This is a genomic window from Kitasatospora sp. NPDC058048 (genome assembly GCF_042885555.1).
Lineage (GTDB): Bacteria > Actinomycetota > Actinomycetes > Streptomycetales > Streptomycetaceae > Kitasatospora > Kitasatospora lactacystinica.
On record NZ_JBHVRT010000008.1, the window covers coordinates 72382 to 94099 of the forward strand.

Annotated in this window: 17 protein-coding genes; 6 read left to right on the forward strand and 11 right to left on the reverse strand. The window is 75.1% G+C overall.

Annotated features, from left to right (window positions below; translation table 11 throughout):
• Positions 1–156: 156 nt before the first annotated feature.
• The 3 genes from ACFVVA_RS10805 to ftsH all read right to left on the reverse strand — a co-directional run bounded on the left by ACFVVA_RS10805 (position 157) and on the right by ftsH (position 4231).
• Positions 157–1137 carry an ADP-ribosylglycohydrolase family protein gene (locus tag ACFVVA_RS10805; RefSeq protein WP_387687977.1) on the reverse strand — a complete coding sequence of 327 codons (981 nt, stop codon included), beginning with the start codon at positions 1135–1137 and terminating at the stop codon, positions 157–159.
• On the reverse strand, positions 1134–1973 hold the full coding sequence (gene nadE / locus ACFVVA_RS10810; protein ID WP_387687979.1) for an ammonia-dependent NAD(+) synthetase: 840 nt from the start codon (positions 1971–1973) through the stop codon (positions 1134–1136). The genes ACFVVA_RS10805 and nadE overlap by 4 nt, the downstream gene beginning before the upstream one ends.
• Positions 1974–2038: 65 nt before the next feature.
• Positions 2039–4231 (reverse strand): ATP-dependent zinc metalloprotease FtsH, encoded by a 2193-nt coding sequence (ftsH, locus tag ACFVVA_RS10815; RefSeq protein ID WP_387687981.1) that lies wholly within the window; start codon positions 4229–4231, stop codon positions 2039–2041.
• A gap of 532 nt (positions 4232–4763) precedes the next feature.
• Between ftsH and ACFVVA_RS10820 the strand changes: the two genes are divergently transcribed.
• Positions 4764–5357, forward strand: a complete 594-nt coding sequence (locus ACFVVA_RS10820) for a DUF1707 domain-containing protein (RefSeq protein ID WP_387687983.1) — start codon at positions 4764–4766, stop codon at positions 5355–5357.
• A 109-nt stretch (positions 5358–5466) separates the two neighbouring features.
• On the opposite strand, the gene ACFVVA_RS10825 is transcribed toward ACFVVA_RS10820, so the two are convergent.
• The 5 genes from ACFVVA_RS10825 to ACFVVA_RS10845 form a co-directional block, all read right to left on the reverse strand.
• Positions 5467–6186 carry a DsbA family protein gene (locus ACFVVA_RS10825; RefSeq protein ID WP_387687985.1) on the reverse strand — a complete coding sequence of 240 codons (720 nt, stop codon included), beginning with the start codon at positions 6184–6186 and terminating at the stop codon, positions 5467–5469.
• Between the two features lie 87 nt (positions 6187–6273).
• Positions 6274–7863 carry an alpha/beta hydrolase gene (locus tag ACFVVA_RS10830; protein ID WP_387687987.1) on the reverse strand — a complete coding sequence of 530 codons (1590 nt, stop codon included), beginning with the start codon at positions 7861–7863 and terminating at the stop codon, positions 6274–6276.
• A gap of 612 nt (positions 7864–8475) precedes the next feature.
• Complete coding sequence (locus ACFVVA_RS10835; RefSeq protein ID WP_387687989.1) at positions 8476–9216, reverse strand: DUF6461 domain-containing protein; 741 nt, start codon at positions 9214–9216, stop codon at positions 8476–8478.
• 259 nt (positions 9217–9475) lie between these two features.
• Positions 9476–10711 (reverse strand): glycosyltransferase, encoded by a 1236-nt coding sequence (locus ACFVVA_RS10840; RefSeq protein WP_387687991.1) that lies wholly within the window; start codon positions 10709–10711, stop codon positions 9476–9478.
• 269 nt (positions 10712–10980) lie between these two features.
• Positions 10981–12417: a purine-cytosine permease family protein gene (locus tag ACFVVA_RS10845; protein ID WP_387687993.1), complete on the reverse strand. Its 1437-nt coding sequence runs from the start codon at positions 12415–12417 to the stop codon at positions 10981–10983.
• Positions 12418–12488: 71 nt separating this feature from the next.
• Between ACFVVA_RS10845 and ACFVVA_RS10850 the strand changes: the two genes are divergently transcribed.
• The 4 genes from ACFVVA_RS10850 (at position 12489) to ACFVVA_RS10865 (ending at position 17742) form a co-directional block, all read left to right on the forward strand.
• A complete protein-coding gene (locus tag ACFVVA_RS10850) occupies positions 12489–13181 on the forward strand; it encodes a TetR/AcrR family transcriptional regulator (RefSeq protein ID WP_387687995.1) in 693 nt (230 codons plus the stop codon).
• A 62-nt stretch (positions 13182–13243) separates the two neighbouring features.
• Positions 13244–14917, forward strand: a complete 1674-nt coding sequence (locus tag ACFVVA_RS10855) for an amidohydrolase (protein ID WP_387687997.1) — start codon at positions 13244–13246, stop codon at positions 14915–14917.
• Positions 14918–15311: 394 nt separating this feature from the next.
• Entirely contained in the window at positions 15312–16727 is a 1416-nt protein-coding gene (locus tag ACFVVA_RS10860; protein WP_387687999.1) for an erythromycin esterase family protein, read from the forward strand.
• Between the two features lie 109 nt (positions 16728–16836).
• A complete protein-coding gene (locus tag ACFVVA_RS10865) occupies positions 16837–17742 on the forward strand; it encodes an immunity 49 family protein (RefSeq protein WP_387688001.1) in 906 nt (301 codons plus the stop codon).
• Positions 17743–17827: 85 nt separating this feature from the next.
• On the opposite strand, the gene ACFVVA_RS10870 is transcribed toward ACFVVA_RS10865, so the two are convergent.
• Entirely contained in the window at positions 17828–19045 is a 1218-nt protein-coding gene (locus ACFVVA_RS10870) for an amidohydrolase (RefSeq protein WP_387688003.1), read from the reverse strand.
• 142 nt (positions 19046–19187) lie between these two features.
• Between ACFVVA_RS10870 and ACFVVA_RS10875 the strand changes: the two genes are divergently transcribed.
• Positions 19188–19679 (forward strand): HPP family protein, encoded by a 492-nt coding sequence (locus ACFVVA_RS10875; RefSeq protein ID WP_387688005.1) that lies wholly within the window; start codon positions 19188–19190, stop codon positions 19677–19679.
• Positions 19680–19735: 56 nt separating this feature from the next.
• Here ACFVVA_RS10875 and ACFVVA_RS10880 read toward each other — a convergent pair whose 3' ends face one another.
• Positions 19736–20389 carry a response regulator transcription factor gene (locus ACFVVA_RS10880; RefSeq protein ID WP_359898483.1) on the reverse strand — a complete coding sequence of 218 codons (654 nt, stop codon included), beginning with the start codon at positions 20387–20389 and terminating at the stop codon, positions 19736–19738.
• Positions 20371–21648: a histidine kinase gene (locus ACFVVA_RS10885; protein WP_387688008.1), complete on the reverse strand. Its 1278-nt coding sequence runs from the start codon at positions 21646–21648 to the stop codon at positions 20371–20373. Before ACFVVA_RS10885 ends, ACFVVA_RS10880 begins: the two co-directional genes overlap by 19 nt.
• Positions 21649–21718 lie beyond the last annotated feature (70 nt).

The window sequence follows — 21718 nt, forward strand, 5'->3', positions numbered from 1 at the left end:
CCGACCCCGGATCGGGCCGCACACCCCCATCGTGGCAGCCCCGCCCCTTGGCCCCCACGCCGCACCCCGGCACCCCGCACCCAGAGGTCCGTTCCCGAAGGCCCGTCAACCCCTCGAACGCCCGCCCTGCCGATGCCGCCGCCCCTGGGCACCGCGTCACCGGTCGTGCCGGCGGGCACCCCCGTTGCCCCGATCCGCGCCATCGGCCTCCCAGGCCGTCAAGCTCCGCGCCAGGTCGAGCAGTTCGGGCGCGCGGAGCACCCGCCCGCCGAACCCGGGCAGCTCGACGTGCAGCGGCCCGGTCCAGCGCTCCGGGATCGCCGCCAGGCCGTACCGGGCGCCGGCCAGGGCGCCGGTGACGGCGGCCACGGTGTCGGTGTCCCCGCCGAGGTCGATCGCGGCGCGCAGCGCCTGCTCGAAGCCCTCGGTGGTGCGCAGCGCCCAGACCGCCGAGCCGAGGCAGGGCCATACCGCACCGTTGGCCTCGGTGGCACGCTCCGGGTGCCAGTCCGGGGCGAGGACGGTGGCGTAGCGCTCCCGGTGGCCGGGGTCGACGTGGGCGAGGACCGCGGGGAGCTCGGCCAGCGGGTCGGCGCCGTGGAGCGCGAGCCGGACGAGCTCGTGGAAGATCGCCGAGCCCTCCCAGGCGGCCCCGTCCCCGTGGGTCAGCGCCGCGATGCGCCGGGCCGCGTCCATGGTGGCCCGCCGACCGGCGCGGGCGAACGCGACGGCGGAGGTCGAGGCCCGCATCAGGGCGCCGTTGCCGGCGGCCCGCAGCGTGGTGTTGAAGTGGACGGCGGCGGCGAGGTCCCAGGGCAGGCCGCTGGTCAGGACGGCTTCCGTCTGGATGCCGATGTCCTGGGGGTCGGCGGCGGCCCAGCGGCGGAACCGGTCGAAGACGTCCGGGAGGTCCAGGCTTCCCCGCTCGATCAGGGACTCGGCGACCAGGACGGCCATCTGGGTGTCGTCGGTGGCCTCGCCGAGCCCCCAGCCGCCGCCCGCCACCAGGTCACCGGGGGTATCCGGGAAGCGGGCGGAGAAGGCGCCGGCCGGGCCGAACTCGTAGGGGGCGCCGAGGGCGTCGCCGACGGCGGCTCCGAGGACGGCTCCGGCGGCGCGCTCGTCGGGGCCGGTCATGCCACGGGCGGGACGACCGGCAGGTTGCGCTTGTGCTCGGTGCGGCGGTAGTGGCCGAGGACGGTGCGGAAGACGTCCTCGCTGACCGGCAGGCCCTCCAGGAAGTCGTCCAGTTCGTCGTAGCCGACCCCGAGGGCGTCCTCGTCGGGGCGGCCGGGGGCGAGGTCCTCCAGGTCCGCGGTCGGGACCTTCTTGACCAGCTCGGCCGGTGCGCCCAGCGCCTCGGCGATCGCCCGCACCTGCCGCTTGGTCAGGCCGGACAGCGGCATCACGTCGGCCGCGCCGTCGCCGAACTTGGTGAAGAAGCCGACGGCGGCCTCGGCGGCGTGGTCGGTGCCGACGACCAGCCCGCCCTTGGCGCCCGCCGCCGCGTACTGGGCCACCATCCGCTGGCGGGCCTTGACGTTGCCGCCGACGAAGTCCTCGTGGCCGTGGTCGGTGTAGGTCAGGCCGGCGGCCTTCAGAGCGGCGAGCGCGCCGTCGGTGGCGGGCTTGACGTCGACGGTCAGCACCTCGTCGGCGCGGATGAAGCCGAGCGCGAGCTGGGCGTCCGCCTCGTCCGCCTGGACTCCGTACGGCAGCCGCATCGCGGTGAAGGTCACCTGGCGGCCCTCGGCCCGCAGCCGCTCGACGGCGAGCTGGCAGAGCCGGCCGGCGGTGGTGGAGTCGACGCCGCCGCTGATGCCCAGCACCAGGCTCCGCGCGCCACTGGTCCGCACCTGCTCGGCCAGGAACTCCACCCGGCGCTCGGCCTCCGTCGCGGGGTCCGGCACGGGCGCGACCCCGAGGGCACGGGCGATCTCCCGCTGGACGTCGGCGGGCAGGGGCTCGGTCATTCCGACTCCTCGGGACGGTGGTGGGTGGCGCGGTCACGAGGATACGACCACCGGCGATGCGGCCGTCACGGGCGGGGGGTCTCCCCCGGGCCGGCGGGCTCCCCCGGGCCGTCCGCGTCCGTGGGCCCGTCCACGTCCGCCGCCCTTTCCACGTCCGCCGCCCCGTCCGGCTTCCGCAGCGAGACCGGCCGCTCGGGGCCCGGCGCCGGGTGCGTCAGGATGCCGAGCACCACCGCGCCGTCCACCGTCTCCTGGGCCACCAGCAGCGCCGCCAGCTCGTCCAGGTGGTGCCGGTGCTCGGTGAGCAGGCCGAGGGCCCGCCGCTCGGCCTGGCGCAGCAGGCCGGCCACCGCCTCGTCCACGGCGCGCTGGGTCTGCTCGGAGTACGGGCGGCGCAGCAGGTCCTCGGGGCTGTCGCCGAGGTAGTGCGGGGTGCCGCTGGAGTAGCCGACCGGCCCGAGCTCCGGGGAGAGGCCGAATTCCCGGACCATCCGGGTGGCGACCGAGGTGGCGTTGGCGAGGTCGTTGGCGGCGCCCGTGGAGCCTTCGCCGAAGACCACCAGTTCCGCCGCGCGGCCGCCGAGCTGGACGGTGAGCAGGTCGGTCAGGTAGCCCTCGCTGTACAGGTGCCGCTCGGCCTCGGGCAGCTGCTCGGTGGCGCCGAGGGCGACGCCGGCCGGGAGGATGGTCACCTTGGCGACCGGGTCGGCGCGCTCGCACAGCGCGGCCATCAGGGCGTGCCCGGACTCGTGCACCGCGACGGCGTGCCGCTCCTCGGGCAGCAGCGCGTTGGAGGACTCCCGGCGGCCGAGCAGCACCCGGTCGCGGGCGGTGTCGAGGTCGTCGGCGGTGAGGGTGGCCCGGTCGGCGCGCACGGCGTTGATGGCGGCCTCGTTGACCAGGTTGGCGAGGTCGGCGCCGGAGAAGCCGGGGGTGCCGCGGGCGAGCCGTCCGAGGTCGACGTCCGGGGACAGGGTCTTGCCGCGGGAGTGCACGGCGAGGATGGCGGCCCGCTCGGCCTGGTTGGGCAGCGGGACGGTGACCTGCCGGTCGAAGCGGCCGGGGCGCGTCAGGGCCGGGTCGAGGGCGTCCGGGCGGTTGGTGGCGGCGATGACGACGATGCCGGTGCTCTGGTCGAAGCCGTCCATCTCGGCGAGCAGCTGGTTCAGGGTCTGCTCGCGCTCGTCGTTGCCGCCGAACCGGGTGCCGCCCGCGCGCCGGCCGCCGACGGCGTCGATCTCGTCGATGAAGATGATCGACGGTGCGCGTTTGCGGGCCTCGTCGAAGAGGTCGCGGACCCGGGAGGCGCCGACGCCGACGAACATCTCCACGAAGCCGGAGCCGGTCACCGAGAGGAAGGGCACCGAGGCCTCGCCGGCGACCGCCCGGGCCAGCAGGGTCTTGCCGGTACCCGGCGGCCCGACCATGATCACCCCACGTGGCCCCTTGGCCCCGGCGGCGGCGTACCGCTCCGGGCTGCGCAGGAAGTCGACCACCTCGCTGACCTCCTGCTTCACCCCCTCGTACCCGGCCACGTCGGCGAACCCGGTGTCCGGCCGCTCGGCCTCGATGATCTTGGCCCGGGACCGCCCGATGGCGCTCAGGCCGCCGCCCAGCGAGCGGGCGGCCATCCGGCCGGACCAGAGGAAGAGCGCACCGAAGATCAGCAGCGGCAGGAACAGCAGCAGGGTCGACCAGATCGAGCCGCTGCTGCTCCGGCTGCCGGTGACGGTCACGTGGTGGTCGGCGAGCGCGCCGCTGAGCTGGGAGGTGTCCAGGGCGGTGGGGATCTGGCTGGTGAAGTGGGTGCCGTCCTTGAGCGTGCCGCTCACCCCGCCGGTGTCGCTGACGTTCACGGTCTGCACCTGGCCGGAGTCCACCCGGCTCACGAAGTCGGAGTAGCCGTAGCGCGTGCCGGGCTTGCCGGAACTGGAGAAGAGCACCAGCAGGAGCAGCGTGACCAGCACCGCGACGGGCAGCAGCCAGCGGCGCCACGACGGCGGGGGCGGAGCTTTGGCCGGGCCGCCGGGGCCCTGGTTCCGGCCCTGGCCGGGGCCCTGCCCGGGGCCCCGGTTTTGGCCCTGCCCGGGGCTCGGGCCTCGCGGCTGGCCCCAGCTCTGCCTCGGGCGCGGGCCCGGGTCGGAGTCGCGGTCGGCGCCGGGGCCGGGTCCGGGACCGGGGTCGGCGCCGGGGCTGGAACCGGGACCGGGTGGAGTCGCGGAGTGACGGACAGCGCGCAGCCGGATTCGTACGATCATCCACGCTCACCGCCTCTCGGGGGGCCGAACAGCCTCCGCCCCTCCATGGTCGGACGGTCCGGGCCCGGACGGGAGCCCGAAGGGGGTGGCAACGGTCCACTCGGGGGAGAACGACCCGCTCGGCGCCACGGCCCGCAGCGCCGGATCGGGCTCGGGAGGCGGACTCGGGCGTCGGGCTCGGCGTCGGCACGGGAGGCGGACTCGGGCAGGCCGAAGGCCGGTCCGGTACGTGGGGGCGGACTCGGGCAGGCCGAAGGCCGGTCCGGTACGTGGGGGCGGGCCGCCGCGAACGGGTTCGCGGAAGCCGGCCGGGCGCTGCCACCGCACCCGGCGAAGCCTTCGCCCGGCCGCTCCGGCCGAGGCGGCCGCGTCCTCGACGGCCCTTCGACCCGAGTCCTCGGCCGTCCCCTCCGACCGTCCCCCGCCGGCCGCTTCTTCGGCCGCTCCTCCGGGCGCGCTCAAAGATCCTCGGGCCGTGCGGAGTTGGCGATCGAGCCGCCCACCAGGACGATTCGTGACCTAGAGTAGCCGCATGGTCAACGAGGAACTGCCAGCCCTGCACAAGACGCCCGAGGCCGCCGTGGAACCCCGGGCCGGGGACAGCGACCGGGAGGCGGTGGCCGAGCAGTTGCGGGTCGCCGCCGGTGACGGCCGCATCGACCTCGGGGAATTGGAGGAGCGGCTCGACCGCACCTACGCCGCGCGGACGTACGGCGAACTCGACATCCTGGTGGCCGACCTCGGCGGCCGGGTGGTGGCCCGGGAGGCGTCCGCGGCGGAGGAGGTCCTCACGCTCCGGCCCCGGATGAACAACATGGTGCAGAGCGGCCGCTGGTCCGTGCCCCGCCGGATCGTCGCGGAGACCAAGATCTCGCTGCTCACGGTCGACTTCACCGAGGCCGTGTGCCCCCACAAGGAGATCACGGTCGAGGCGTCGACCGGCATGGGCCACATCCGGCTGATCGTCCCGCGCGGCTGGGGCGTACGGATCGACCCGTCGAGCACCAACACCGGAAACATCGTCAACAAGGCCGCCGAGCAGGCGGAGCCGGGCGCCCCCGTGCTGACCGTGATCGGCCACCCCCGGTCGGGGCCGATCAGGATCAAGCAGCGCCGCCGGGGCTGACGGACCGGAGGCCGGGCCCGCGGCGGTCCTCCGTGCGGGCACCGAGGGGGCTCGGTGCGGGCACGGCGAGGGCACGGCGAGGGCTCGGCGCGGCCTCCGCCGGGGTGGCTCAGGAGAAGTCGAGCCCGCCCGTCCGGGTCCGCTTGAGCTCGAAGAACTTCGGGTACCCGGCCAGCAGCCGCACGCCCTCGAAGACCCGTACGGCGTCCTCGCCGCGCGGGATGGCGCTCAGCACCGGGCCGAAGAAGGCGACGCCGTCCACGTGGATGGTCGGCGTGCCGACCTCCTCGCCGACCGGGTCCATGCCCTCGTGGTGGCTCTTGCGCAGGGCCTCGTCGTACGCGGTGCTGTTCGCCGCCTCGGCCAGCTCCTCCGGCAGCCCCGCTGCCACGAGCGCCTCGCGGATGACGGCGTCGTCGGCCTCGCGGTCCTGGTCGTGCAGTCGGGTGCCGAGCTCGGTGTACAGCTCGCGCAGCACCTGCGGGCCGTGCTGTTCGGCGGCGGCGATGCAGACCCGCACGGGGCCCCAGCCGGTGGTCATCAGGCGCTGGTAGCGCTCGGGCAGGTCGGTGCGGCCCTCGTTGAGGACGGACAGGCTCATCACCCGGAAGTTCAGGTCGAGTTCGCGCTGCCGATCGACCTCCAGGATCCACCGGGAGGTTATCCAGGCGAAGGGGCAGACGGGGTCGAAGTAGAAGTCGACCTTGACGGTGTCGCTGTCGGCCCGGTGGCCGTTGCCGAGGTGCTGGTCAACGTGCTGGTCGAGGTGCTGGGCAAGCTGCTGGGCGGGCGCGCCGGTCGTCATATCGTTCGTCACATCGTTCGTCACACCGGAGAGGCTAGTGGACCGAGTGGCCCACTCTCCAGAGCCAATCGACAGCTGCCGCAGTGGGCCACTTTCCCGCCGCCCGGCCACTCAGCCGCACGTCGTCCCGTCCGCCGGCACCGTGCCGTCCAGCAGGTAGGCGTCCACGGTCTGCTTCAGGCACGGGTTGCCGGTGTTGTAGCCGCCGTGCCCCTCGCCCTGCAGGGTGACGGTGACGCCGACGCCCGCGCCGAGCTGCTGCGCCATCGTGCGGGCGCCCTCCACCGGGGTCGCCGGGTCGCCGGTGGTGCCGATCACCAGGACCGGGGCGGCGCCCGGCGCGGAGACGTCCGGGTGGGCGGCCCTGCCCGGGACGGGCCAGCCGGTGCAGGCGGTCAGGCCCCAGGCGGTGAAGGACCCGAACACCGGGGAGGCGGCACGGAACTGCGGCAGCTGCTGCTGCACGTCCTGGTCGGAGTAGCGCTGCCGGGCGTCCACGCAGTTGATCGCCCGGTTCGCGGCGTTCAGGTTGGTGTAGTGCCCCTGCGCGTCTCGCCCGTTCAGCGCGTCGGCGAGCTGGAGCAGCGTGTCGCCGGTCCCCAGCTCCATCGCCTCGGTGAGCCCGGTGGCCAGCGCGGGCCAGGTCTCCTGGCTGTACAGGGCGGCCGCGATACCGGTGACGGCCAGGCTCTCGGTGAGCTGCCGCCCCTGCTTGGTGGGCAGCGGCGACTGCGCCAGCTTCTGCACCAGTGCCTCGACCTTCGCGCTGCCGTCCTCGCCGCCCGCACCGGTCGGGCAGGCGGTCCCGGCCTGGGCGGCGCAGGCCTTCATGAAGTCGCCGAGGGCGAGCTGGAAGCCCTGGGCCTGGCCGAGCGCGGACTGCTGCGGGTCCTTGGTCGGGTCGACCACCGAGTCCAGCACCATCCGTCCGACCTGCTGCGGGAACAGGTGCGCGTAGACGCCGCCGAGCTGGGTGCCGTAGCTGATGCCGAAGTAGGAGAGCTTCTGGTCGCCCAGCACCTGCCGCATCAGGTCCAGGTCGCGCGCCGCGCTCTCGGTGTCCACATACGGCAGCACCGCGCCGGAGTTGTGCTCGCAGGCGGCGGCGAAGCCCGCGTTGTCGGCGTCCAGGACCTTCACCGCCTCGGGGGTTTCGGGGGTGCTGTCGGCGGCGGTGGCGGCGTCCATCGCCCGGTCGTCCAGGCAGGTCACCCCGGCGCTGGCACCGACTCCGCGCGGGTCGAAACTCACCAGGTCGTAACGGGAGTTGAGGGAGCTGTAGCTCGCGGCGAGGGCGGGCAGGGTGGCCACGCCGGAGGCGCCGGGGCCACCGAAGTTGAACAGCAGCGAGCCGATCCGGTGCTCCTCGTCCTTGGCCCGGCTGCGGATCAGCGCGAGGTCGATCGTCGTACCGTCCGGCTTGGTGTGGTCCAGCGGGGCCTTGAGGGTGGCGCACTGCCAGTCCTCGGTGGCGGGCGCGGTGCCGCTGCCCTGGGCGCTGGTGGGGGCGGAGCAGGCGTGCCAGTCCAGCTGTTGGGCGGCCGCTCCGGTGGCGGCGCCGGTCCCCGTCCCCGCGCCGCCGGGCGCGGAGGTGGGCGCGGGCTCGGCGGCGGAGGAGCCGTCGCCCTGGCAGCCGGTGGCGGCGGTGAGCAGCAGGGCGGCCAGGCCGAACGCTCCGGCGCCGCGGACGACGGTGTGCATGGGGTGGGTCCACCTCTCGGGTCGGCCGGGCACCCGGTACGCGGCCTCGGGCCGGCCGGACGACGCCGGCGCTCGACGGGCCGGCGTACGCCCGGCGCTCGGTTCGTCGACGCACCACAGACCCTAGGGGCCGGATCCCGCGGATGCCTGGTGGGACCCCCTGGACGGGGGCGTGCGCCGAACCGGATTCCACCGGCCGACCGGGTGAAGGACGGGGCCGCACGGCCGGACTGCGGAGGCTCGCGACGGCGGTGGGGGCGCGTCTCCCCGGCCCCGTCCTGCCCTGGCCCTGCCGATCAGCAGGGCCAGAGCAGGGATTGCGCCTCGGGAACCTCCCGATCGGCACATGTGCGACGAGCAGCCGGCGCGCAAGGATGACGGCCATCGGGGCCCCGCCGGTGGGGCCCGGAAAGGAACCCTGCCGTGACCACCCTGTTCCTGTCGCTTCCGCGCCCGCCGCTCCCGTTCCTGTCGCTCCCGTTCCCGCAGCTCGCGTTCCCGCCGCTCCCGCGTCTGCCGTTCGCCCTGCCCTCCGTCCGCCGGGTCCTCCTCCGCGCCCGCGTCAACGCTTCGCGGGCCGTCGGTGCCGCGGATCGCCGGCGCGGTACCCCCTCAGCGCAGCGCCATGCCCGGGGTTCCCCGCACCGCGTACGCCGGCAGGCGCAGCCCGCCGAGGGCGGCCCGGGGCAGGCTCAGCCCGAAGCGCCGCTCGACGGCACCGAGGGCGCGGCGGCGGGCGTCCCCTTCGGGCTCGCGCCCGGGGTCGCGGGGGGTCACGCCGTCGGCCTCCAGGACTCCGGCGGCGACGAGGTCCGGCACCAGCAGGTCCGGCTCCTGGCCCCAGCGCCAGCGTTCCTCGCCCAGGCCGAAGCCGCACAGCACGGCGCCGTCCCGGGCGTAGTCGAGCAGGGCCGGCCGCTGCTCCGGCATCGGGCGGAAGTGCACCACCTCGACGCCGTCGCGCGCTATCTCGATGAGCAGTTCGCCGCCCGTGGAGTCGCCGTACTCGATCGCGAACGACCAGCCGGCGCACTCGCCGACCCGGATCACACCGTCGCCGTCGTCACCGGGGCGGTAGACCTCGATGTCCAGGTCCCGGATCTCGGTGTCGCTGATCGGCTCGGTTGCGGTGGCCGGGTCGGCGCCCATCCGGCGGGCGAGTTCCTGGGGCGTGATCCCCCGGGCGAAGACGACGCCGCCGACCTCACCGTCCGGGTCGGGTCCGGCCGTTGACGGCCGGCCGGTCGACCGGCGCCCCGTTGACGGTCGGCCCGTGGCCGGCCGGCCGATGTCGGCGAGCCACTGGATGCCGTCCCCGTCCTGTCCCACTCCCCCGTGCGTGCCGTCGGTCATGCCGCCCTCCCCTCGCGCATGGCCTGCGGTGACCGGGCGCGCAAGTGGGCACCCTAACCGACCCTGCCGGCACCCGGCCGCCGGTCGCCGGATCACTGCCGGAACCGGCCGTGCGCGGGCCGACAACCACCCCTGATCGATCGGAAGGAGGCCGATCCGGAATCGAACCCACCCGGCCCGCACGGCCGTTCACCGGGCGCCGCTGTTCACCGGGCCCCGCCGTTCACCCGGCACCTGCGCGGCCCGGCTCCCCGAGCACTCACCCGGACCCGGCGGGCACCTCCCGGCCCACGGCTTCGAACAGCAGCTTCGCGGCCACCGTCGCCCCGTCGGTGCGGATGCCGCCGGCCACAGCCCCCGCCCGCGCCCGGGTCCCGGGCGCCAGGGCCGTACCGAGCGCGGCGGAGAGCGAGTCCACGGTCGGCGTCCGGTCGAGGTGGGCCGCGCCGATGCCCAACTCGGCGACCCGGGCGGCCCAGTACGGCTGGTCGGCAATCCGGGGGACGACCACCTGCGGCGCGCCCGCCACGGCCGCGGTCGTCGTGGTGCCGGCGCCGCCGTGGTGGACGACGGCGGCCACCCTGCGGAACAGGGCCTGCTGGTTCACCTCGCCGACGACGTGACAGTCCTCGCGGTCGTCGATCGGGGCGAGCCCGGCCCAGCCACGGGCGAGCAGCACCCGGCGGCCGTGCGCACGGCTCGCTTCGACGGCCACCCGCGCGATGCCCTCCGGGGCGTACGCGGCCATGCTGCCGAAGCCGACGTACACGGGCGGTTCACCGGCGTCCAGGAACGCCTCCAGGTCGGCCGGGAGCGGGCGGTCGTCGGGGAGGATCCACGCCCCGGTCGGCACCACGTCGAGTTCCGTCATGCCCTCCGACGGGCACAGGGTCGGATCCGCCGCCAGCCACGGCCGCCCGGTGAAGACGTGGTCGCGGACGTTCTCCACCGGCGGCAGACCGATGGCCGCCCGGTGGTCGTTGAGCGCCTCCCGGTACAGCCCGTTGACCCGCTGGGCGTCCTGCTCCCAGAGCTTCCGGTAGTCGGTCTCGTCCTGCGGGGACGGCGTGCCCGGCCGCCGGCCGGGCCGGAAGTTCCGCGAGGGCAGTCCGAAGATGTGGAAGCAGGCCAGCACGTAGTGGAGGCCGAGCTTCTCCGCGACGTCCCGCGCCCCGGCCGGCATCAGGCCGGTCGCCAGCAGCACGTCGCAGCCTTCGGCCGCCGCGGTCAGCGTCTCGAACCTCGCGGCGACCAGCTCGCGGGCCAGCCGGAACGCGTCCTCCGCGGTCGGCGGCTTCGGACCGGCGACGATCGAGCGCACCGACGGGCCGAGCGGCACCAGCGGCACCCCGGCCCTCGCCAGCAGGGCCGCGAACTCCTCGTCCGGCGGCGCGCACACCCGTACCTCCGCGCCGAGCCCCCGCAGCGCCGCCGCCAGCCCCGCCAGCGGCTCGACATCCCCGCGCGATCCCCATGTCGTCATCAACACGCGCATTTCACGACTCCCGTTTCCGCAGGTCATGGCCTTACGGTCGGGATTCTGCGCCACAACGGGGGCCTTGCCGCAAGCCCCGGGTCACGCTGTAGCTTGATAGTGGCAGGGAGATCGACTCTCCTTGCCGTTTCCTTTGGCCGCCCGGTCCCACCCGCTCCCCCGAACCGGCCGCACCGGCCGCACCGGCCGGCCACCCGCGATGAGCGGGCGGCCAGGCGGGCGGGCAGGCGGGCGACCGGCAGCCCGGCAGCCCGGCACACCGCCGCGCGCTACACACCACGCCGACGCATCAGCACCCCGTACAGCACCGCGGCCACCACCACACCCGCCGGCAAGGCCAGATCCACCCCGGCCAACGCCGCCAACGGACCCGTGTAGAGCGTGTCCACACCGAGCGCCGCTGCCGTGACGCCGCCCGCGAGGGCGATGGCGCCGGCCGGGTTGACACCGGCGCGGTACCAGAAGGGACTGCCGGGGCTCTCGTCGCCGAGGGCGCGGCCGTCGTAGCGGTTGCGGCGCAGCAGGATGTCGGCGGCGTAGACGGCGGTGCTGGGGCCGAGGAGGACGACGGTCAGCTGGAGGACGTTGCTGACGGTGTCGAGGAAGTTGGAGACCAGCAGGGCGTACAGCGTCAGCGAGACCGCGACCGCGCCGTCCACCAGCACGCTGAGGGTGCGGCGGATGCGGATGCCGACGGCCTGGAGGGCGAGGCCCGCGCTGTAGGCGGTGAGGGCGTTGACCACGATGGTGCCGACCACGAGGGAGAGCAGGAACACGGGGTTGAACCACCCGGGCAGGATCTGCCGGAGGGCGGCCTGCGGGTCGGTCATGTCGACGGCGGTGGCGCCGAGCACGCCGAGGCCGCCGACCACCACGCTGGGCAGGAAGCCGCCGAGGGCCGTCCAGCCGAGGACCGCTCGCGGGGCGGTGGTCGCGGGCAGGTAGCGGGAGAAGTCCGCGCTGGTGGTGTACGAGAGCGGGCCGGAGGCGATCAGGGTGACGCCGGCCAGGAGGGCCGCCCAGAGCCGTCCGCCGGTGAGCGGTTCGGGCTGGCTCCAGGCGAGGTCGGCGTGGGTGACGATCGCGTAGCCGACCACCGCGAACGCCGCTGTGAGGGCGAGGGTGATCGGCAGGTAGAGCCGGACGATCACGGCGTGCCCGTACACGCTGATGGTGAGGGTCAGCACGACGATCGCGATCACGATGGTGATCTTGATCGGGGTGGTCGGGGTGATTCCCGCCTCCTCGGCGAGCGAGAAGGCGGCGACGGCGGCCGCGGCGAGGTTCAGCGCGAAGTAGCAGACCGAGATCATCCAGCCGGTGACGGCGTTGTTCACCCGGTTGCCCCGGATGCCGTACATGGCGCGGGTGATCACCTCACTGGGCGCGCCGGCGGCCGGTCCGGAGGTCGCGAGCAGGCCGGTGCCCAGCCAGAACAGGTTGCCGAGGACGACCACGGCGAAGGCCTGCCAGAGGTCGAGGCCGCTCAGGACGAGGGCGCCGCCGACCACCAGGTTGAGGTAGTTGACGCTGGCCGCGGCCCAGACCGGGAACAGTTCGCGGGCGCGCCCGCGCCGCTCGGTCTCGGGGATGTGGTCGATGCCGTGGACCTCGACCCGGCCGCCCCGTTCCTGCTGGGGCGGGGCGGCCGGGTGCGGGGGCAGGTCCGGGGAAGTGCGGGGGTGGTCCGGGAGCGTGGACGCCATTGGGGGCCCTCCGTGGGGGTGTCGTGCCCACCTGCTTGCTTATTGGTCGCACACTCAATAGCATCCGGAACATGACGTCAAGCGTTCAGCGCAAACGGGTTCGCAAGTCCCCCGAGGACCGCCGGGCGGAGATCGTCGGCGCCGCGGCCGAGGTCGCCCTCACCGAGGGACTGGAGTGCATCACCCTGCGCCGGATCGCCGAGCAACTCGACGTCCGGCCCGGCCTGATCAGCCACTACTTCCCCGCCGTCGAGGACCTCGTCGCCGAGGCCTTCGGCAGCGCCGCCACCGCCGAGCTGGAAGCGCTGCTGCCCACCGAGCCGCCGGACGGGTCCGCGCTGCGACACCTGGCGCGCTTCTTCGCCCGCACCACCGGCCCGTCCTACGACGACATGAGCCGGCTCTGGCTCAACGCCCGCCACCTCAGCCGCTACCGCCCCGTCCTGCGCGAGCGCGTGCTCGACCAGGAGAACGGCTGGCGCGGCCGACTCGGCGGTGTCATCGCCACCGGGGTCGAGCGGGGCGAATTCCGCACCGACGACCCGGTACTGACCGCCGTTCGGATCCTCGTCGTGATCGACGGCCTGGCCGTCCACGCCAACACCGGACTGCGCGACCACCCGTCCTCCGTCACCCGGCTCGCCGCCGCCACCGCCGAACGCGAACTGGGCCTGGCCGACGGCACGCTGAACCCCGCGGACACCACGAGCCCGGCGGACGCGCCCACGCCCCCCGCTCCCGCCCCGGTCGCCGAGCAGTCCTGACCGAAGCCTCCGCACCCCCGCAACCCCACCCCGCCCCCACCCGCAGCACCGCTGGAGCCGAAGTGCGCACCTCCCTGGTCCTCCTCTCCGCCCGTCTGCTCGACCCCGCCTCGGGCGGTTTCCTCCCGCAGACCGCCCTCGCCGTCGTGGACGGCCGGATCGCCGCCCTCGGCAACGACCGCACAGTCCGCGAACTCGCCGACCCCACGACCACGGTGATCGACCTCAAGGGCGCCGTAGTCACCCCCGGCCTGGTGGACGGCCATCTGCATCCGGTCACCGGCGCCGAGCTCACCCACGGCCTGGACCTCTCCGCCTGCACCGACCTGGCCGGCGTCCGCGCCGCCCTCGCCGCCGAGGCCGCGCGCCTCGCCCCCGGCACCTGGCTGCACGCCTGGGGGCTGGACCCGAACGTCTTCGGCGACCGTCCGGTGGAGTCCGCCGCCCTCGCGTCCGTCCTGGACGGAGTCCCGGCGCTGCTCCAGCTCTTCGACGCCCACTCGATGCTCGCCAGCCCGCGCGCCCTGGAGCTGGCCGGCGTGGACGGCCCACGCAGCTTCGACCAGGCCGCCGAGGTGGTCTGCGACGCCGAGGGCCGCCCCACCGGCCTGCTGCTGGAGGATGCCGCCTGTGAGCTGGTCGAGCGCGCCGCCCCCCGGCCCACCCGCGCCGAGCGCCGCGACCGCCTCGCCGTCGCGCTGCGCGCCATGGCCGCCACCGGCCTCACCGGCGGCCACGCGATGGACGCCAACGGCGACAGCCTCGACCTCTACGCCGACCTGGACGAGGCGGGCGAGCTGCCGCTGCGGCTGCGCGTCGCCCCCTGGTGCCAGCCCGGCGTGGACGCGGACGGGCTGAGCGCGCTGATCGCGCAGCAGGACCGGGGCGGTCGGCTCTGGCGGGTGGACGGCGTCAAGCTGTTCATGGACGGCACGATCGACAACGGGACGGCCTGGCTGGAACGCCCGGACTGCCACGGCGAGTCCACCCACGCCTTCTGGCCGGACCCGGCGCACTACACCCACGTCATCGGGGAGCTGCACCGCGCCGGGGTCCCGACCGCCACCCACGCGATCGGCGACGCCGCGGTCCGGCACGCGCTCGACTCGATCGAGAAGGCGACGACGAGCGAGCCGGCGAACGCGGCAAGAAACGCGGCGGCGAACGGGGGCGCGAGGCCCGGGACCTCCCCCGTGCGGCACCGGATCGAGCACATCGAGACCGTTCCGGACCCGGTGGTCCGGCGGTTCGCCGAGCTGGGCGTGGTCGCCTCCATGCAACCCACCCACTGCTGCGACTTCACCCGCGCCGACCACACCGACAACTGGTCCCGCCGCCTCGGCGAGGAGCGGGCCGACCGCGCGTGGCGCTGCCGCGACCTCTGGGACGCGGGCGCCACCGTCGTCCTCGGCTCGGACTGGCCGATCGCCCCCTACCCGCCGCTGGGCGTCATGGCTGGCGCCCGCCACCGCCGCCCCACCCGCGACCTGAGCCAGGCCCCGCACAACCCCGGCCAGGCGCTCACCGCTCTGGAGTCGCTGCTGGCGATGACCGCCAACGCCGCCCGCGCGGCCGGAGAGGAGCAGCTGGCGGGCCGGATCACCGTCGGCCACCGCGCCGACCTCACCGTGTTCGCCGCCGACCCGCTCACCACCCCGGCCACCGAACTGGCGGACCTCCCCGTCCTGCTGACCGTCCTGGACGGCCGTCCCACCCACCGGTCCGCCTCGCTCTGAACCGGCCGCGCGGGTGGCGAACGTCCGGCGGCCCCGCCGTGCCCCCCGGGGACGGGGGCACGCGGGGCCGCCCGGGCCCCGTGTCCGTGTCCGCGTCCAGTCGTCCTGAACCGCGCAGCCCCCGCACTCCGTTGTCTTCTGCTTCCGTTGTCCGTACGGTGGTCCCGCGCTCCGACCCGCCCCGCCGGGAGCGCCGGACCTCCCGGGGGTTGTCCCCCCACCGGATCCGGTGGTGTTCCCCAGCGCGTCGCCGCCCCCCGGTGATCGACGATTCGTTGGCCGGCATTCGTCGGCGAACCGTTCGCACCCATCGAACCTGCTGCCCGAATCGTCGAATTGACGGATCGGCGGACCGGCGGATCGATGGTTTCGAGGAACCGAGGAGCAGCCCGACATGACCGCACGCAGCGAGGAGCGCGGCAAGCGCATCGACCGACGCGCCCTGCTGACCGCCACCGCGGCCGCCGTGACCGCCACCCTGCTCGCCCCCGCGGCCCGCGCGGACCAGTCGAGGAGCGCCGACCAGCCGGACAGCGCAAACCGGACGGACCGTCAGTTCTCCACCATGGTCCGCGAACTGGGCGCGCTCGCCCACCCCCTGCGGTCCACCGAACCCACGGGCCGGACCACCGACCTGCGGCCGCTGGGCGCGATGATCGGCGACGCCACGGTGGTGGGGCTCGGCGAGGCCACGCACGGCGCGCACGAGTTCTTCACCTTGAAGCAGCGGGTGCTGCGCCACCTGGTCGAGGAGAAGGGGTTCACCACCTTCGCCCTGGAGACGAGCTGGTCCAGCGGCCTGCGGATCGACGACTACGTCCAGGGCCGCACCGGCGGCGACGCCCGGCAGCTGGTGAAGGACACGATGGGCACCTCACCCTGGGAGCGCCAGGAGTTCGCCGACCTGATCGACTGGATGCGCGACCACAACCGTGAACACCCGCTGCGCCCGGTCCACTTCCTCGGTGACGACCTGAACTTCCCCGCGATCGGCGACCAGCTCTTCGACCAGGTGACCGCCTATGTGCGCGAGGCCGCCCCCGGGTCGCTGCCGCGGCTGGAGCAGCTGTACGCCGGCCTGCGCCCCTTCGACGACGCCATCGGCTACGTCACCACGCGGCCGCTCGCCGAGCGGCGGCAGAACGCCGTCGTGGCGCAGCGGACGCTGGAACTGGTCACCGCCGCCGGGCCCGCGGCCGGAGCCGGGGGCACGGAGGACGAGGCGTACGCGTGGGCGGTGCAGAACGCCCGGAGCATCGCCCTGACCTTCGCCTTCAGCGCGGTGAACCTGGAGGACACCGCCGACGTGGCCGCGATGCAGCAGCTCCGCGACCGGGCGATGACCGACAACACCCTCTGGTGGCAGCGCCGCACCGGCGGAAAGGTGCTGCTGTCCGCGCACAACGGCCATGTCGGGTACCGGAGCAGCGACCCCGAGCTCTACCCCAGGACCCAGGGCGAGTACCTGCGCGACGCCCTCGGCACGGGCTACGTCGCCATCGGTCTCACCTTCGGCCGCGGCTCGTTCCTCACCAAGGACTCCCCGTTCGCCCCCGACTGGAAGAAGGTCACCGTTCCCCCGGCCACCGCCGGAATGAACGAGTACGTCCTCGACCGGGTGCGCCCCCGCGACTACTACGTCGACCTGCGCTCCGCCCCGCCGGCCACCCGCTCCTGGCTGGACACCGCCCGCCCGACCTACGACGCCGGGACGGAGTTCCGCAGCGACCCGCTGCCGCGTCTGGCGATCGGCCCGGCCTACGACGCGCTGGTGCACCTCCACGAGACCGGCGCGGCCCGCCTCCTCTGAGCGCCGGCTCCCGCTGTCGGTGGTCGCTGCTAGCGTGCCTCTCCGTCAGCACGGGTACGCGGGACGACGGACCGCACCACCGACGGGGAGGCACCAGCACGTGCGGGAAGTGACGCGACACAGCGTGGTCCAGCAGCGGATCCGCGACGCCCTGGGGGACGTCCGCGGCCGGGCGCTCGGCCACTGGTACGACCTCGAGGACGAGTTGACCATCGGTTCGGTCCGCGCGATGGGCGAGGAACTGCTCGACCACGTCGCCGCCCTCTCCCTGGAGGACGGGGCCCTCACCGGAGCCGACGCCCGCGCGGCCCTGTGGACGGCGGCCGAGTGCGCCCTCGGCGTGCTCCAGCTCGGCTGCTTCCCCCGGGGCGACTTCGACGTCCCCTTCCCGTACATCGGCAGGACGCTGGACAGCGAGGACGTCCGCTTCGGTGCGGTCGTGGACTTCGCGCCCACGGCCGCGACCTGGGTGGAGGCTTTCGCGATGTGCCTGATCGGCGGTCTGCTGCCGCACCGCGACCGCATGCTCGGCCCGCTGCTCGTCGAGGACTACGCGCCCGCGGTCCGCGACGGCCTGCCCCACTCGGACCTGACGTCCGTCTCCGAGCCCGCGGACCTGGCCGGGATGACGGCCCTCGGCTCGTACCTCTTCGTCGTGGAGACGGAGCGGTCGCCGTGGATCGCCCCCGGTCCCGTCCCGCTCCGCAAGCCGGACGCCGACGAGCGCGCGGCCGCCGCCCGGGGCCTGGACGCCGCGGCCGGGGCGACGCCCGGCGGGCTGAGCCCGGACCAGCGGCTGCTGCGGGTCCTGCTGGACGACGACCGGGCCGCCTTCGAGGAGGCACTCGCCGCCCGCCTCGCCCTCCACCGCGACAGCACGCCCGCGACGGCCCGGCCCCGCACCCTGCTCCCGGTCGTCCCGATCGCTCTCGCCGCCCTCGCGGTCCAGGCGCACGGGTGGGAGCTGGGCATATCCTCCGGCTACCTCCCGGCGACGCTGGTCGGCGCGGGCTGACCGATCCTCGAATCGACCGGCCCGCACCGGCCCCCGCCGGCCCCCAACAACCCGGACCGGCCCGCACCGGCCCCCGCGGCACCGCTCAGCCCGTGAACCGCCCGTCCCGCGCCACCACCCGGCCCGCGCGGACCACCAGGTCGGGCCTCGGCAGGTCGATCACCACCTGCGGCAGGCACTCGCCCGTCACCAGCATGAAGTCGGCGGGCGAGCCGGCCGCCAGGGTGGCGACCGGCAGGTCCAGCAGTTCGGCGCCGCCGTCGGCCGCCAGCGCGAAGCAGTCGGCCAGCTGCTCGTCGGTGCGGGCGTCGGTGGTCCAGCCGAGCAGGTGGGCGCGGTGCAGCATGTCGGCGTTGCCGTACGGGCTCCACGAGTCGCGTACGCCGTCCGAGCCGAGCCCGACCCGCACCCCGTGCGCCCGCAGCTCGCGGAACGGCAGCACCTGGTGGGCCGAGGGCGCCACGGTGGTGAGGCCGACGCCGGATTCGGCCAGCTCGGCGGCGAGGTCGGCGAGCGGGGCGCCGGTCAGTTCGGGGACGCAGAAGGCGTGGCTGACGACCACCCGTCCGGCCAGTCCGACCGCCCTGGTCCGCGCGGCGATGTCGCGCAGCGGGCCGAGGCCGCGCTCGCCCCGGTCGTGCAGGTGGATGTCGAGGCGCAGTCCGTGCTGTTCGGCCAGGCCGAACAGCAGCTCCAGCTGGGCGGGCCCCTCACCCTCACCGCCCTCGGCCGGGGTGGCGTCGAAGCCCGCCGGGTCGATGCCACCGACGGCGTCGACCAGTCCGCTCGCCGCCGCCTCCGCGAGCAGCGCGCCCGCGCCGGGCGTCCGCCGGACGCCGTGCTGCGGGAAGGCCACCAGCTGGACGTCCAGCGCGCCGGCCAGCCGCTCGCGCACCTCGGCGAGCCCGGTCACCCCGGCCAGCCCGTACGCGGGCGCCACGTCCACGTGGGCCCGCACGGCGCGGGTGCCGCGCGCCACGGCGTGGCTCAGCAGCCGGTGGGCGCGGTCGGCGAGCGGGGTGCGCTGGTGCCGGTGGAGGTCGACGTCGCCCCGGACGTACTCGGGCAGCGAGCCGGCCGGGCGCCGGCTGTACCAGGGCTCGCCCCAGGCGGTCTTGTCGGGGTGGATGTGCGCGTCCACCAGGGTGGGCAGCGCGATCCGGCCACCGCCCTCGACCACCTCCGGCACCGCCCCGTCCGGCACCCGCTCGGCCAGCAGGCCGTCCACGGCGACCAGGTCGACGGCCCGGTCGGCACCGTACGGGCGGACGTCCCGGAAGACGGTGACGGAAGGCGTGGTCATGGGTTGCTCGCTCTCGTTCTGGTTCCCGGGGTGGTCCGGCTCCGTGGACGGATCCTGTCCGACAGGCAAAACGTCCTACCTTTCATTCAACAGTCTGTTTATCATCTCCGGGTCCCTGTCCCCCGTCCGGAGTCGCTCACGCATGTCCACACCACCGCCCGCCGCCACACCCAGGCCGCACCCACTGCACGTCCTGCGGGCCACCGTCTTCGCCATCGGCGCCCTGCTCCTCCTGGTCGGGGTGGGCGTACTGCTCCACCAACCGCTGCTGATCCCGCCGCTGGCCGCCAGCGCCGCGCTGGTGCACGGAGCGCCCGCGCTGCCGATCTCGCAGCCGCGCAACCTGATCGGCGGCCAGCTGATGTCGGCCCTGATCGGCTTCGCCACCCTGGCCGTCACCGGCAGCACCACCTGGGGCGCGGCCGTGGCCGCCGGGCTCTCGCTGGGCTCGATGATGCTCACCCACCTCTCGCACTCCCCGGCCGCGGCCACCGCCGTGATCGTGGTCCTGCAGGCCCCGCACCCCGTGCCCTTCCTCCCGCTGCTCGTCCTGGCCAGCGTGCTGCTGGTCGTCATCGGCCTGCTGCCCGGCAGGATCGGCAGGCACCCGGTCCGCTACCCGGTGTCCTGGTGACGGCCACGCCGATCTGACGGCCGCGACCGCGGGGACGGCCACGACCGCGGCAGTCCTCACGACCCCAGGTACCTCAGCACCGCCAGCACCCGGCGGTGGTCGTCCGGCGCCTGCGGCAGGTCGAGCTTGGTGAAGATGCTCGCGATCCGCTTGGCCACCGTGGCCTCGGTGACCACCAGCCGGCGGGCGACGGCCGCGTTGGAACGGCCCTCCGCGATCAGCGCCAGCACCTCGCGCTCCTTGGGGCTCAGGCGCTGCAGCGGGTCGTGCCGGCGGGTCAGCAGCTGGCGGACCACCTCCGGGTCCACCACCGTCCCGCCCCCGGCCACGTCGGTGAGCGCGGCGACGAACTCCCGCACCTCGCCGATCCGGTCCTTGAGCAGGTAGCCGGTGCCCGCGCCCCGGTCGCCGGCGGAGATCAGCTCCGCGGTGTACCCCTGCGAGACGTACTGGCTGAGCACCAGGACGGGCAGCCGCGGATCCTCCTCGCGCAGCCGGCGGGCCGCGCGCAGTCCGTCGTCGGTGTTGTCCGGGGGCATCCGGACGTCGACGACCACCACGTCCGGCCGGTGTTCCCGGACCGCCTCGACCAGGGCCGGGGCGTCGCCGACGGCGGCCGCCACGGTGTGTCCGAACCGCTCCAGCAGGGAGACCAGGCCCTCCCGCAGGAGCACCGAGTCCTCCGCGACGACTAACCGAAGTGCCGGCACGGGATCTCCACTCGCAGGACGGTCGGCCCACCGGCCGGGGAACGCAGGCACAGGGTGCCGTCGATGACGGCGAGCCGGTCGCTGATGCCCAGCAGGCCGGTCCCGGCGGCCGGGTCGGCGCCGCCGGCCCCGTCGTCCCGGATCTCCAGCACCAGCCCGTCCGCCGCCGCACGGCCGTGCACCGAGGCGCGCCGGGCGCCGCTGTGCCGGACCACGTTCGCCAGCGCCTCGCAGACCACGAAGTAGGCGGCGGCCTCGACCGGGGCGGGCGGCCGCCCGGGCAGCGCGACGTCGACGTCCACCGGCACCGCCGAGCGGCCCGCGAGGTCCCGCACCGCCGGTTCCAGCCCCCGGTCGGTGAGGACCTGCGGATGGATGCCGTGGATCAGCTCGCGCAGTTCCCGCAGCGCCGTCCGCACCTCCTCCCGGGCCTCCCGGACCTGCCGGGCAGCGGCCGAGTCCTCGGGCAGGTCGAGACCGGCCAGGCCGAGCTTGACGGAGAGCGAGACCAGCCGCTGCTGGGCGCCGTCGTGCAGGTCGCGCTCGATCCGGCGCCGTTCCACCTCGTACGCGTCCACCAGCCGGGCCCGGGAGGCCACCACCCGGTGCAGCTCGTTCTCGGCGGGCTCCAGCACGGCCCGGGCGGTCACCGCCCGTACCCCCGCCCAGGCCGCCAGCGGGTAGGCCGCCACCGGGAGCAGCACGAGTCCGGCGAGCGGTCCGAGCCAGGAGGCGGTGGGGTTCGCGGTGGGCTGGAGCGGGGCGGCCAGCAGGAACAGCGGGGTGCCGAGGCCCACCGCGACCAGTCCGAGGTCGATCCACCAGAGCAGCAGCAAGGAGACCAGCCCGTAGCCGAGGTCGCGCCGGGCCGCCGGCCCCCGGAACAGTTCGCGGGCACGTCCGCGCCGACCCTCCGCCCCGCCCCGCGGCCCAGGCCCCGACGGTACCGGCCCCGGCACCGCCCGCCCCGACCGCACCCGCCCCGACGGCCCCGCCCCGGGCAGCACCAGCCGCAGCCGCCACCGCTCGTACCCGGTCACCGCCCGCCCCGCCAGGGCCAGCGGCGGCAGCACGACCGCCACCGCCAGGGGGCCCAGCCCGCCCCACAGCAGCACCGGCAGCGCCGCCAGCCCGGCCGCCGTCGCCCCCACCACGGCTCCCGCGAGCAGGAAGCCCAGCGCACGCCACGGCCACACGGAGCCGAGGAACGCCGACGGCCGCTGGGCCAGCGCCTCCAGGGTGTTGCGGACAGCGATCACCCTGCCGACCCTAGCCGCCGCCCACCGCCCGCCGCAGGGGTGCTGGCACTACCTCTGTTCTCGCCCCAAC

Excerpts from the sequence above, each read along its gene's own strand:
- ACFVVA_RS10805 (WP_387687977.1), bottom strand. The coding sequence starts at position 1,137 with ATGACCGGCCCCGACGAGCGCGCCGCCGGAGCCGTCCTCGGAGCCGCC.
- nadE (WP_387687979.1), bottom strand. The coding sequence starts at position 1,973 with ATGACCGAGCCCCTGCCCGCCGACGTCCAGCGGGAGATCGCCCGTGCC.
- ftsH (WP_387687981.1), bottom strand. The coding sequence starts at position 4,231 with ATGATCGTACGAATCCGGCTGCGCGCTGTCCGTCACTCCGCGACTCCA.
- ACFVVA_RS10820 (WP_387687983.1), top strand. The coding sequence starts at position 4,764 with ATGGTCAACGAGGAACTGCCAGCCCTGCACAAGACGCCCGAGGCCGCC.
- ACFVVA_RS10830 (WP_387687987.1), bottom strand. The coding sequence starts at position 7,863 with ATGCACACCGTCGTCCGCGGCGCCGGAGCGTTCGGCCTGGCCGCCCTG.
- ACFVVA_RS10835 (WP_387687989.1), bottom strand. The coding sequence starts at position 9,216 with ATGACCGACGGCACGCACGGGGGAGTGGGACAGGACGGGGACGGCATC.
- ACFVVA_RS10840 (WP_387687991.1), bottom strand. The coding sequence starts at position 10,711 with ATGCGCGTGTTGATGACGACATGGGGATCGCGCGGGGATGTCGAGCCG.
- ACFVVA_RS10845 (WP_387687993.1), bottom strand. The coding sequence starts at position 12,417 with ATGGCGTCCACGCTCCCGGACCACCCCCGCACTTCCCCGGACCTGCCC.
- ACFVVA_RS10850 (WP_387687995.1), top strand. The coding sequence starts at position 12,489 with ATGACGTCAAGCGTTCAGCGCAAACGGGTTCGCAAGTCCCCCGAGGAC.
- ACFVVA_RS10860 (WP_387687999.1), top strand. The coding sequence starts at position 15,312 with ATGACCGCACGCAGCGAGGAGCGCGGCAAGCGCATCGACCGACGCGCC.
- ACFVVA_RS10870 (WP_387688003.1), bottom strand. The coding sequence starts at position 19,045 with ATGACCACGCCTTCCGTCACCGTCTTCCGGGACGTCCGCCCGTACGGT.
- ACFVVA_RS10875 (WP_387688005.1), top strand. The coding sequence starts at position 19,188 with ATGTCCACACCACCGCCCGCCGCCACACCCAGGCCGCACCCACTGCAC.